General features: G+C 49.5%; 10 protein-coding genes. 4 read left to right on the top strand and 6 right to left on the bottom strand.

Annotated elements, in window-relative coordinates; translation table 11 throughout:
• Positions 1 to 115: 115 nt before the first annotated feature.
• Both C7B65_RS07925 and C7B65_RS07920 read right to left on the bottom strand, forming a co-directional pair.
• Positions 116 to 2368 carry an O-linked N-acetylglucosamine transferase, SPINDLY family protein gene (locus tag C7B65_RS07925; protein WP_106253969.1) on the bottom strand — a complete coding sequence of 751 codons (2253 nt, stop codon included), beginning with the start codon at positions 2366 to 2368 and terminating at the stop codon, positions 116 to 118.
• A gap of 117 nt (positions 2369 to 2485) precedes the next feature.
• A complete protein-coding gene (locus tag C7B65_RS07920) occupies positions 2486 to 3016 on the bottom strand; it encodes a type IV pilin-like G/H family protein (RefSeq protein WP_073070279.1) in 531 nt (176 codons plus the stop codon).
• A gap of 915 nt (positions 3017 to 3931) precedes the next feature.
• On the opposite strand from C7B65_RS07920, the gene C7B65_RS07915 reads away from it, so the two are divergent.
• The 3 genes from C7B65_RS07915 (at position 3932) to trxB (ending at position 6297) form a co-directional block, all read left to right on the top strand.
• Positions 3932 to 4294 (top strand): endonuclease domain-containing protein, encoded by a 363-nt coding sequence (locus C7B65_RS07915; protein ID WP_073070278.1) that lies wholly within the window; start codon positions 3932 to 3934, stop codon positions 4292 to 4294.
• A gap of 305 nt (positions 4295 to 4599) precedes the next feature.
• Positions 4600 to 4830: a YgiT-type zinc finger protein gene (locus C7B65_RS07910; protein ID WP_073070277.1), complete on the top strand. Its 231-nt coding sequence runs from the start codon at positions 4600 to 4602 to the stop codon at positions 4828 to 4830.
• A 96-nt stretch (positions 4831 to 4926) separates the two neighbouring features.
• Entirely contained in the window at positions 4927 to 6297 is a 1371-nt protein-coding gene (gene trxB / locus C7B65_RS07905; protein WP_073070276.1) for a thioredoxin-disulfide reductase, read from the top strand.
• Positions 6298 to 6614: 317 nt separating this feature from the next.
• Here the strand turns inward: trxB and C7B65_RS07900 are convergent, their stop codons facing one another.
• The 3 genes from C7B65_RS07900 to C7B65_RS07890 form a co-directional block, all read right to left on the bottom strand.
• Entirely contained in the window at positions 6615 to 8528 is a 1914-nt protein-coding gene (locus C7B65_RS07900) for a lipoxygenase family protein (RefSeq protein ID WP_073070275.1), read from the bottom strand.
• A 275-nt stretch (positions 8529 to 8803) separates the two neighbouring features.
• Positions 8804 to 10093, bottom strand: coding sequence for a DNA methyltransferase (locus C7B65_RS07895; RefSeq protein WP_223257319.1), 1290 nt, complete (start codon positions 10091 to 10093; stop codon positions 8804 to 8806).
• A 69-nt stretch (positions 10094 to 10162) separates the two neighbouring features.
• Positions 10163 to 10831: a CIA30 family protein gene (locus tag C7B65_RS07890; RefSeq protein ID WP_073070274.1), complete on the bottom strand. Its 669-nt coding sequence runs from the start codon at positions 10829 to 10831 to the stop codon at positions 10163 to 10165.
• 116 nt (positions 10832 to 10947) lie between these two features.
• Here C7B65_RS07890 and C7B65_RS07885 point away from each other — a divergent pair, with 116 nt between their 5' ends.
• The gene (locus tag C7B65_RS07885; protein WP_073070273.1) at positions 10948 to 11841 is read left to right on the top strand and encodes an alpha/beta fold hydrolase; all 894 of its coding nucleotides are present in this window, start codon (positions 10948 to 10950) and stop codon (positions 11839 to 11841) included.
• A gap of 263 nt (positions 11842 to 12104) precedes the next feature.
• On the opposite strand, the gene C7B65_RS07880 is transcribed toward C7B65_RS07885, so the two are convergent.
• Complete coding sequence (locus tag C7B65_RS07880) at positions 12105 to 12689, bottom strand: hypothetical protein (RefSeq protein WP_073070272.1); 585 nt, start codon at positions 12687 to 12689, stop codon at positions 12105 to 12107.
• Between the last annotated feature and the right edge of the window lie 5 nt (positions 12690 to 12694).

Below are 12694 nucleotides of genomic sequence, written 5' to 3'. Positions count from 1 at the left end.
TGAAGCCGACTGAAACGGAGCGACGAACACCTTGTGTGTACACAGTAGCCTTGGGGAGAGGAATTTGGGGTGAGGGCGGTTTGCGGCATCTTACATCTAACTTAGATCCGTCTACTTACGATCGTTCGCTCAATTCATCTGATAATTCTGACGCTGATAGGTAGGTTGCCCACATTTGCTCGTAAGCTTTTTCCATTTCGCGGGTAAATTGTTTGCCGTTCCAAAGGGGAGCGGTTTTTTTAGATTGCTTTAACTTCCAGGCGATCTGCTGCCGAAGCGCTGCATCTTTTCCGAGTCGAATACCCCATTCTACATAGTCGTCGTCTGTCCAGGCGATGCCTTCTGTGATTCCAGCGTTGACTAGCATCGTGTAGCTGTTGCGGGCGGCAAATTGTTCTCCGACTTTGGTGACGATCGGAATCTCCATCCAAAGGGTTTCGAGGGTGGTGGTTGCGCCGTTGTAGGGAAAGGTGTCTAGCACAACATCGGCGATCGCTAAATTAGCGCGATGAATTTCAACCGAAGGGTCATCAGGCAAAAATCGGAGACGATCGCTCGATACGCCTTCTTCTGCGGCGATTTCTGCAAAGAATTTGCTGATCGATTCCTGGTCTGAGAGTCCTTTAATCAAGAAGTAGCTGTTGGGAACTTGCTTGAGAATTCGCATTTGCAGCTTTACGGTGTCGCGATGTCGTTTGTAGCCTCGCTGGGCACTGAGGAAGACGATCGCGTTATCGGGAATGCCTAAATGTTCTGGTCGTAGGGTGGGAATGCCGACTTCAAAGCCATCAACGGCAATGTAGGTTTGAGGCAACCGAACAATTTTTTCACTGTAGTAATCTTGGGCGGAGTCTGGCAAAACGTAGGGGTCAGCGATGAAATAATCGATCGCAGGCAAACCTGATGCATCCCAACCGAGCCAAGTGGCTTGAATAGGGGCAGGTTTGAGTGCCAAAATCTGGCAGCTTAAATCGAGGGTAATGCTGTCAAGGTCGATGAGAATATCAATTTCGTCTTGCTGAATCTGGGTCGCGATCGCAAAGTTAGTTCCTAGACCGATCGTTTCGATTTTGTGGACGTGATCAAATTGACTGACATACCACTCTTGTAGCGGGTCGTGGAACTTTCGGTAGCTGAGAAAATAGCCGTAGAGTTCAAAGCGATCGCGATCGTGGTGCTGCAATAGGCACCGAGCCAACCAGCCGACCGAATGCGTTGCCATGCAGTGAGACAGGTAGCCAATCTTGAGGCGCTTAGGGGTGCGATCGCGGGTTGAGTGGTGATAGTCTCTTCCCTGTTTGGCGGCGTGGAGTTGAATATTTTTTTGACAGAATTCGAGGATTTGATTTTCGAGCCTGCGCCAGCGCTGCGGTTGATCGTAGAAATAAACCAGATAATAAGCAGAGTTGAGCAGCCGAGAGATGAGAACAGAATGCACATCGGTAGGCTGTTGCTCGACCAAAGTATGCAACAAAGACTCATGCCGTTGAGCAATTTCGAGCGCTTCTTGCCAATAGCCACCTGCACCGAGCAAGCCCCGCAAGATTAAATGGTTAGAAAAAATCTTTTCGGGTAAGTCGTCTGTGAGTTCATATCGACGTTCAGCAACTTTAATGCCGCGATCGTACTGTTTTGCGTTTTGATAAAAAGACGCTAAGTGACCCAAAAACTCGATGTTGTCAGGGTCAAGGCGAAGATAAGCTTCGACGAGATCGGCGGCAAAGGCAGCGCTCATTTTGCTGTGAGCAAACCGAATCGCGGCGGGTAACACAGCCTCCGTTAAAGCTTTAGTGTCAGAAACCGCAGCAATGCAGCCTTCAGCGAAGTTGAGAAGCGATGGCGTAGGATCTGCATGATATAGAACACTTTTTAAAACGTGCAGCAAAAGCTCAGTGTTGACCTCCGCTCCTGGCAGAGATTGCGGCAATCCCAACTCTTCAAAGGTGTCGTCGGTGAAGAGATCAAGCCCGATCGAGTGCTGCAAGATTTTTAGTAGATTATCAACTATGTCAGGACAAATTTCTCGTAAGTGTTGGCGGATTGCCCACGCAGTTGAGTAGTCGGTCAATGTTTCGCGGCGCTCTGCCTCGGTTTGCAACACTTGCGCTAATTCAGCCACCCATTGTTCAACCTGATCGGGTTCGCCTTCTGACATCGCAAACAACCAAGTGGTCTGAGCTTCAGCTTCTTCACCCTGCAAGAGCAGCAATAAGCCTAAGTGCCAATAATTAGATCGTTCTTCGGGGTTGGACTCGATCGCTTGTTCGTAGAGTTGTGCGGCTTCGGCATACTGCTCGTTTAAAAGAGCGTGGGTAGCTTGCTTTTGCCAATCTGCCAAAGCTTCTAAAGGTAACGGAGCCATTGCCATAGGGTTTAACACAGAGATCTGCTTTAGTATCGACCGCTTCATTAAAGACAGCACAAAAAAAGTGGGTAGACAACTTCTACCCACTCGCGGTCTTAAAAAACTTTGTTTAAGGCAAAGTTACTTCGCCAGTGGGTCATAACCGGTAGGCTCTTTCATTGTGGTACCAGTGATTGTCGCAACGGGAGGAACATCCTTGGAAGGTGCTTTGCTTTCATAAGCAATAGCGAGGGTGCTGGTTTCCTTTGTCTTGTCATCTGTTGCTACAAACACGGTTCCACCATAGGAGCGAAGAGCAGCCACCCTAGCGGTACCGGTGCTGAGTGCCGATATGTCAGGAGTAGCTTCAGCTGACTTATATTCGTAGTTGACAGTTTCCGATGGAACGGGGTCAGCCATATTTGACAACTCAGTTGCAAACTTGCTCTTTTCCAGGAAATAAGCCTGTTGAGTGCGGTTTAGGGTGCCCACATAGGTCTTGGCTTCAGACTGCTTGGCTTTGTTTGCCTGGTTCAAGAAGGAAGGCAACGCAATTGCAGACAGAATGCCGATGATGATGATCACGACCAACAACTCAATCAGGGTGAAACCTTGATCTTTCTTTTTGCTAGCGAGGTGTTGCAGAAACTTTGCTTTGAGTTCAGATTTCATGGAAAGAGTGTCTCCTAAAGATGCGGGTTGATGTGCTTCTAACGCTGAACCTAACTTGCCCAGTTCAGTTCGCTTTCATATCACTCGCGCTTAAAATCTTTCCTGATTTCTGAAAGGCGCTCTCTAGTAAGGGTTAGGGGCGACGATCTGCCCTCCTCACGAAGTGGGGCAAAGCCCTCGCCAGCCGTTCTTCTCCCAAAAGAGAAGCTACTGTGTACAAGTCGTTCGTCGCTCCGTTTCAGTCGGCTTCAGCCCCCTAAATCCCCCATTCTGGGGGACTTTGACCCCAGACTTGCCGTTTCAAAGTCCCCCAATTTTGGGGGATTTAGGGGGCTGAAGCCGCTCTTAACGAAGCGAAAGGACTGATGGATACACGGTAGCCCTTTGGACTTATGTGTACACACAAATTGTTTTGCGTTCCGATCGCTGGGGGTTCGCCCCCTAAATCCCCCATTCTGGGGGACTTTGACCCTAGACTTTCAGTTTCAAAGTCCCCCAATTTGGGGGGATTTAGGGGGCTGAAGCCGCTCTTAACGAAGCGAAAGGACTGATGGATACACGGTAGCCCTTTGGACTTATGTGTACACAAATTGTTTTGCGTTCCGATCGCTGGGGGTTCGCCCCCTAAATCCCCCATTCTGGGGGACTTTGACCCTAGACTTTCAGTTTCAAAGTCCCCCAATTTGGGGGGATTTAGGGGGCTGAAGCCGCTCTTAACCAAGCGAAAGGACTGATGGATACACGGTAGCCCTTTGGACTTATGTGTACACACAAATTGTTTTGCGTTCCGATCGCTGGGGGTAGCCCCCTAAATCCCCCATTCTGGGGGACTTTGAGACAGAAGAAAGCTTTGAGACAGAAGAAACCTTTAGAGAAGATGGGCACTCTTGTAGAAGCTCATCACTCATCAGGTTTATGGATTCTCGGCGCATTCGAGGAACCACTCCCAACATTATTTCTGCGGCTCGACAACTTCGACAGAATCTCACCCCGGCTGAAGAGAGGCTGTGGCAAGCTCTAAAAAACCGCCAACTAAACGGCTGGAAGTTTCGCGTTCAGCATCCGATCGAGTCTTTTATCGTCGATTTCTATTGTCCTCAACATCGATTGGTCATTGAACTTGATGGCACAATTCACGATCAGCAGGTGGAGTATGATGCCGCTCGAACTGAGAAACTGAATCATTTGGGATATCGAGTCATCCGGTTTCGTAACCGAGAAGTGATATCAGATTTAAGGCGTGTTCTACAGCAGATCACCAACGCGATCGAGAGATAGCTTCATCCGTTCAAAGTCCCCCCGAATGGGGGATTTAGGGGGCTAAAGCCGACTCCAACGAAGCGACAAACACTTTGTGCGTATACAGTAGCGCCCCCTGGGAGAGGATGAGGGCAAATTCAGCAACGTCAGCAGATTAACTCGAAACTTAAAATAGTTAACATCAGATTGCCCGATCGCGAGTGTGCGCCGAATTCTGCAATATTAAGTCTTGAAGTGCTGAGAGTCTCGATCGTCGTTCAGATTATTACCCTATGCGAGCCTGACGAAACCCAATGGACTAACTACTCACAGAGGAAGTGACCATGTTTCACTGTCATGTTTGCAGCTCAAACCAAGCCCATCCAGAACACGTCGATGAAGTCTTTTTGATCGACGGCAAACCCATCTTAGTAGAAGGAATCCCTGCTCAGGTTTGTTCGCGATGCCAAGAGTTAACCTTTAGCCGTGAAACTACTGAAAAAATTCGTCGTATGCTGCACGGAGAAGCAGAGCCGATTAAGTCGATGAGCATCGAAGTGCTTGCCTTTCGCTAAAACAAGCGAAAATCATCACATCCCATGACTTGCTTGACTAGAATCCACCCTTTTGTATTATACTAGTCGTAGTCGTTATGAGTTTGTATTAATCCTATGGCAAACCCAACCGTAGAGAATTTAGTCATTATTGGCTCTGGCCCGGCTGGCTACACGGCAGCGATTTACGCAGGTCGAGCAAACCTTAAGCCTTTGATGTTTGAGGGCTTTCAAACGGGAGGGCTGCCAGGTGGACAACTGATGACCACCACCGAAGTTGAAAACTTCCCAGGCTTTCCTGAAGGCATCACCGGCCCACAACTGATGGATCAGATGAAAGCGCAAGCGGTGCGCTGGGGGACAGAACTCTACATGGAAGATGTCACCTCCGTTGATTTGAGTCAGCGTCCGTTTGTGATTAAGTCCGACGATCGCGAAGTCCTCGCCCACAGCATCGTCATCGCCACAGGTGCCACCGCAAAACGATTAGGTCTACCCTGTGAAGGTCAATTTTGGAGCCGAGGCATCTCAGCCTGTGCCATCTGTGATGGAGCAACACCTCTATTTCGAGGTGCCACCTTGGTAGTCATCGGCGGCGGCGACACGGCAGCCGAAGAATCGATTTACCTCACTAAATATGGTGATCACGTCCACATGCTAGTAAGAACCGACAAGATGCGCGCCAGCAAAGCCATGCAAGATCGAGTCTTAGCTAATCCCAGAATTACGGTGCATTGGAACACAGAACCGATCGACGTAATTGGCAACGACGAACACATGACTGGCGTAAAGGTCAAAGACACTAAAACCGGAGAAGAAAGCACGATCGATGCCAAAGGGCTGTTTTATGCGATCGGGCACACCCCCAACACCGCTCTCTTTAAAGGTCAGCTAGATCTAGATGACGTGGGCTACATCGTCACCCAACACGGCTCAGTCGAAACCAGCGTCGAAGGCGTGTTTGCGGCTGGAGACGTGCAAGACCACGAATTTCGCCAGGCAATCACCGCCGCCGGGACGGGATGTATGGCGGCAATGCTGTCAGAACGTTGGTTATCGTTTAACGGCTTGGTGCAAGAGTTTGGCAAAACCGAGGCGCAAAAATTGGCTGAAGAAGATACGGCACACGCGGTTGAAGTCTTCCAGGTTTCTGGCGAGTTTGATGTGACTGAGACTCGTCATGAAGGCGGTCTAGCGTTGAGAAAGCTCTATCACGAGAGCGATCGCTTAATCGTCGTCAAATATGTCTCTCCTAACTGTGGCCCTTGCCACACGCTCAAGCCGATTCTTAACAAAGTCATCGACGAGTTTAACGATCGCATTCACTTCGTCGAAATCGACATCGACAAAGACCCCGATATCGCTGAATCGGCGGGTGTAATGGGCACTCCAACCATTCAGTTTTTTAAGGACAAAGGCATGGTTGCTGAAGTCAAAGGCGTGAAGCAAAAGAGCCAATATCGAGAATTGATTGAAAGCAATCTTTAGGATCGCGAATTAAGGGATATCGGTTAACGTCAGTTCGGTGAGTTCTCCTACTTCGTTGTTAGCGGCTTCTGCCCCCTAAATCCCCCAAAATTGGGGGACTTTGAACTGAAAATCTGGGCTTGAAGTCCCCCAAATTGGGGGATTTAGGGGGCAGCCCGAATTTGCAACCGCAGCGAAAAGCTTCATCGAATTCACGTTCGGTTAGATGCCAGGGTCAGGGGCACGGCAATGCCATGACCGTACAAAAAGGGTAGGGGCATGACACGTCGTGCCCTCTTGCGATCGCTGAACGATCGCAATTATTTTTGAAATCGATATCAGATATTGATGCTGTTAGGAATCCGAGAAGGTAGCAGGTAAGGGTAGTCGATTCCGGTGGCACGATCGCGCACTCGATTTCGGGTCTGAATCTCAGTTTCGATCGCTTGCAGATCAGCTTGAAATTGGTGCAGAATCGCCCGATCGCCCTGATCCAAAAATTGCATAATCTCATCACTTCCTAAGCGACTCCAAATAATGCCACTCAGAGCAAAGGTTAGCTTCATTTGGGCAAGGTCTTGCGCGGGTTTGGGCAGCATCTCTTTGAGCGATGCAGAAACATCAGGCTGTGTGTAGGCGGCAAGTGGCGCATTGGGAACGTAGCCAAAATAATCAAACTGGCTAAAATTCACCGCCGCGTGTTGAGCGCTGCACGTAAAAATAATCTGCGTTGCGGCATCAATGAGTTGCTGTAAGGTGACGATCGTCCCCGGATTCTGCATCGTCGGAAATCCGGGAACTCGCGGATAATCAGGCAACTCGTCAATCGACAAACCCACCTGCGCGGCAATCTCTGGAGAAATCCAGTCAGGAGCTTGAGCAAATTCGTCACGCGATCGTGTGTTGAGAGGTGCGCCCAATTCTGCTGCCCAAGCTTGCAAATCGGGGTCTTGCTGAACTGCAAGATCATCTTTGTAATAGCGCTGTAGATAAGCCGTCACATAGTGAGCGATCGCGCCCCACAGCAGTTGAGCATCGTCTCGATAGGGATAGTCTGACAGAAATTCAGCCTCTACGCCTCGATGTTTGAGATCGGTTGGCAACGCATAAGACTCAAACGGACGATCGCGATAAGCTCGATTCATCACGGCGATCGATGCTTCACGAGTCGGAGCCATGAGCGTGTCGATCGCGGCTCCTTCGCCTAGCAAAATGGCATTGCCGCGCGTGTTGATTGCCAACAAAAATCTAACATGTGGTTTGAGTAGTCGATAAACGGGGTGATTAGAGGGCAATCGGCGCGGAGTCGCGATCGCAAATGCTTCCATTGCCAAATGGGTATAGCACAAATGAGTCAATAACTCATGTTGGGTAATATCTGCCACCTGAACAAAAAGTTTTGCCCGCATCCAGTCATCGGCATCGCTGGTTGGTGTGTAGATTTTTTCACCCGACTCTAACTGAATTAGGAGCGGTTCTAAACCCTGATCACCTCGATAAAAAAGCGTTTTTGGACTACCTACATAGCGACCGATCTGCAATTCTGCGGGCGCAAATTTTAACAATGGATAGTCTAATCGAAATAAACGATTTTGATCCGCAGCCTCTTCAAGAATCACAGCAGTTCCGCTAGAGGTAGAGCAGACTTGATCGCCTTGCCAATCTGCTAAATCTACTCGATCGCTGACTCGCTGTAATGAGGTTGGGTTCGGCCCGGCGAGGCGCTGACGCGCAAACTCACGATCGCTCAATCCACCGTCTCGATCGTGAATTTTAATAATTTTGGGGCGCGATCGTCCGTGTTCTTTTAAAGTCTGATAAAACTGGAGGCGTTGAGCTTGAGCAAAATTCGGCTGATTAGAATTAACTTTTTTCGCTGCCTTTTCTGCGTTATTTAGGGCTTCTCCCATCTTGCGCCGCAACTGCACAAATTCGACATTAAACTGCTCGGTTGGCGGCAAATCAAAGTTAAACAAATCAGACTGAAAAATCTCGAAATCGACCAGTAGCGTTGTCAGTTTTAACCAGGTTTCATGGAGCGTATGATCGTCCGATTCGATCTGCTCTAGTGCCCAAGTCAACGGCGCAGAAAGTTGCCCCCGCTCTAGCAAATTGTGGCGTAGCTCAGTCAGAATGTATCGTAATGCACCATCTTCTCCAGCGTGGGGAAAGATTCGAGCCGGGGCAGCCTGACTGATTTGGGTGGGATCGTAGCGATAATGACCCTGTTGTTGCTGAAGTGATTGAGACATCACTAACTCCAGTAAATTTGTGATTAGCGTCAGTTTGACGAGGTTTTTCGCTTTGTTGTGGGCGGCTTCTGCCCCCTAAATCCCCCAAAATGGGGGACTTCAAGCCAAAACTTCCGGTTCAAAGTCCCCCAAAATGGGGGATTTAGGGGGCTTTCTTCACAACCGGAGCAAACCGCTTCTGTCGAACTGACGTTGTGATTAGCGCGATCGTATAACGATTCGCATTGATCAAATACACAATGAATCGGTGTTTCTCCGGTTTCACTACACAATTTTTAACGACCCGACCAGCGCAAAACGACGACTTCTTCACGCAACTGTTCTTGAGTGACGGTCGCTAATCGAGTCCGAAATAGATCAATGCTGACGACTTCATAGCCAAGGGATTTTGCAATATCTGCCAAGAGCGTCCCCGTGCGGATCATGACACGCAAATAGGATGCCTGATCACCGACCACGTAAGCAAGCTGGGCACCTGGGCGCAAAACATGACGCAAATCTGCCAGATGTCTCGCCATGCCGCCAAAATAAAGCCGGGTAGCTCTCGCATACATTCGCTCAAAGCCGCTCGTTTTGCCGAGTTCGATCCGTTTGGCTTCGATCGCATTAGCAATGCGCTGAATTTCAACATGATCGGCAACCCAGCGATCGTCGTCGTCGGCTTTATAGACATTGCGAGAATTCGATCGCATCAAGCCTTTTTTGAGAGTTCGCAGTTCTGCCTTGTCGTTGATAAATTCTAAAATCACAGATTCTAAGCGAGTCGTGCGCGTGTAGTCTTTCTCGTTGGGATAGGGCGGTGACGTAATCACAGCGTCGATCGAGTTAGGCTCTAAAACGTCAGCTAGTTGGCGAGAATCGGCATGATGCACGATCGCGCTCGTGTCAGGCAGAGTTTTGAGACAACGGAGATCAGCAGCGATCGCTTCTATGCCTTCGAGCCACGAATCGACGACTTGAGCATCGGTCTTGGCCTTACCGACTCCCACTTCTGGTCCAAAGTGAAGATTGCTAATCGAAAAAACTAACGCTTTAGCCAAAGCTAACAATTCGTGACGCTGATAGGGCGAGTCAGTATGTTGTTTAATTTGCTCTAGCAGCACCAGCGATTTGTGAAGCGGTAATGGACTAATTGAGTTTTTGAGCAGCAATTTTAAGCGATCTTCGGGTAGCGTTTGCCAGGGTTCTTCGGTGCGATCGAGCCTTTTTTCGGTCGCTTTAGCAATCTGATCAGCGTGGCGCAACAGCTCATCGGGGTCAAGACTCCAATCGAGTTTTACCGTTCCTGCAAACCACGCCATCGGATTCGCCTCAACCCCGACGCTGGGAATTCCTAGCTTTTTGCATTCAACCACTGTGGTGCCTGTTCCACAGAACGGATCGAGAACTTGATGCGACTCATTGACCCCAAACTTTTCTAAATAATCCTGCACTAAATGCGGCGGAAACGACAAAATAAACCGATACCAATGGTGGGCGGTTTTGTCTTCAGTGCGAAGGTGATTGAGTTCTGAATTGTTGGATTCTAGCTTGAGATGGGGAATGAGCGGTTGAATGTATTGCAAGGGAACAGCAGCAGCTTTGGCAAGAGTAGCACTGGCATTCTACTGAGAGCAATGGTGTAGTTGCAAGCGCTAAACGCTAGAACCGCGATAAGCCTTGATGGTTGCGACGTATAAGTGAAACGTGCCGGGAGTAAATTTGGGATTGAGTGCCCCATCATACTCAAATTTACTCAGCATCAGTTGCAGCGATCGCAGATGTTGAGTAGCGATCGGGTTAGCATCTTTCAGCGTCTTTGCCCGAAATGCTGGAACCAACTCTGCAAACGGAATGTTGACGGTGAGCCACTCATCAGCCACGGTGTCAAATGAATAGGTATAGGCGATGCTGTCCCACGTCTCGTCATCACGAGCGATAAACTTATAGCGGTTGCCGTCGCCCTTAACACGCAGTTCAATGCCTTCGTAGCCTGAAAGATTGACAGCAGGCTCAAAATTGCGAGTCCGAACTGAGGCAAAGCCACCCGAATTTTCAGTCGAGACAGTGCCCGTAAACAGCGCCGCGCGATCGATCTGCTGAAACGAACTGGCGCTAACCCCTCCCATCACCACATCATCCAAGGCTCCCCAGAGATTGATCGTGCCTGACGGATTGCTAAAGTCAAACAAAACGTCTGACTGAGGGTTAATCGGCTGAGAAGGCGTGTCACCTTGAAACATTTTCTGAAGCCAGCTTACGAGAGGGATCACCTCAAAGTATGCCAGGGTTTGCACAAATCGACCTGCATCCCATTGAGCCATTAGGGTTGTCCTCGCAAAACTAAGAGATCTCCAGCTTAACGAATCTGACGATCGAGCGATGACATTTCGATCGCAAACTGCGTTAATCTCCAAATAAACGAGTGTGATAGAGCAGAATGGTACAGTTTCAACCTCCAGGATTTGGTCAGAAAAATATTCAGACTTCGCTGGGTGAGATCGCTTATTACACCCCAGTCGCGGCACCTTGGACGATCAAGGAGTCGCCGCGTCCGCCGATCGTGTTTCTCCACAGTTTTGGGGGCGGTTCTTCGGCTTATGAATGGTCAAAAGTGTATGCGGCGTTTGCCAATACGCATCACGTCATCGCGCCCGATTTGCTGGGCTGGGGCAACTCTGCCCATCCGATGCGAGACTATCGAATTGAGGATTATTTGATCACGATCGCCGAACTGATTCAGCAAGTATCGTCCTCGCCAGTTGCGGTGGTGGCATCTTCGCTAACGGGCGCGATCGCGGTTCGGCTTGCGGTGCAAAAACCAGCGCTCTTTCAGTCACTTTATCTCGTCTGTCCATCTGGATTTGACGACTTTGGGCAAGGTGCAGGGCGAAGAATTCCGCTTCAGATTATCAATACGCCGATCCTCGATCGCCTGATCTACGCGATCGGGGCGACGAATGAGATTGCCGTGCGTAACTTTTTGGAACAGTTTTTGTTTGGCGATCGCAGCCGCATCACCGATGAAATGGTTGCGGCTTATTTAGAGTCTGCCCAACAGCCCAACGCCGAATATTCTGCCCTGGCATTTTTGCGCGGCGATCTCTATTTTGATTTGTCGCTGTATCTGACTCAGTTAACTGTGCCCACGTCGATTTTGTGGGGAGAGTTGGCACAGTTCACCAATGTTGCTTTAGGGCGACGACTAGCGGGGCTAAACCCTCAAGCGGTACAGGAATTTGCAGTCTTGCCTCAGTCAGGAGTGCTGGCTCACCTCGAACAACCGAGCGTGATCACAGGATTGCTAGGAAGTTGGCTAAAGAATTTTTGTTAACGTCAGTTCGATGAGTTCTTTCGCTTCGTTCTTCAGCGCTTCAGCCCCCTAAATCCCCCAATTCTGGGGGACTTTAAGCCCAGAATTGAGGTTCAAAGTCCCCCAATTTTGGGGGATTTAGGGGGCAGCCTGGATTTGCAACCGTAGCGAAAAGCTGCATCGAATTCACATTTTGTTAGCCTTGTAGGTTAATTTTCGGCATTGGGTAGAGGCAATCCTCCCGTGGTTGCCCTCCGCCAGGGGTAGGCACGGGGGCACTAACCCTACTTAGTGGGTTGAGTAGCCCGATTTGGAAACGGCGCATCCACGAAGCCAAGTTCTAGCAGTTGTTGATAAGACTTTTGTCCTAAATCGCGGGTAGGCTGTTGACTGCCGATGATCTGCACCAGCAGAGGCACTGCTAATTCTGGCTGATTTTGGGCCCGATGCACGAGCGCCAGTTGATAGGTTGCCTGATCCCGCATTTGAGCCGCTTCGAGGGCTTTCTTGCGTTGGCTATCTGCCACCCGATTATCAATGCCAGAAAAACTAGTTGCTAATTGTTGATAGAAATTGGAAAGCTGGTTAAACACCTGACGCGCTTCTTGCAGCTTTTTGGTGGCTAACGGATAGTTTTGACTGTTAACGGCTTTGGTGGACTCATCCATCAGCCGCTGCCCGCCTTGAGCGCTGAGAAGGCTGTCATTTTGAACGCGGAGCGCATCGTTGTCGGGTTGAATGGTGCCAGGCGGTGACGAAGGTGCAGGAGTTTGGGCACTCACGGCTCTGGTCAATGTCAAACTTGCCAAAACTGATAGTGAAATCAATCCTGGGAGATAAAGGCGGCGAACAGTTCCAGCAAGTACCATGAATG

Origin of the sequence: Phormidesmis priestleyi ULC007, from assembly GCF_003003695.1 — a bacterium.
GTDB classification, from domain to species: Bacteria; Cyanobacteriota; Cyanobacteriia; order Leptolyngbyales; family Leptolyngbyaceae; genus Phormidesmis_A; species Phormidesmis_A priestleyi_A.
The sequence above is the reverse complement of the archived record's forward strand: the minus strand, read 5'-3'. Positions and strand labels throughout refer to the sequence as shown.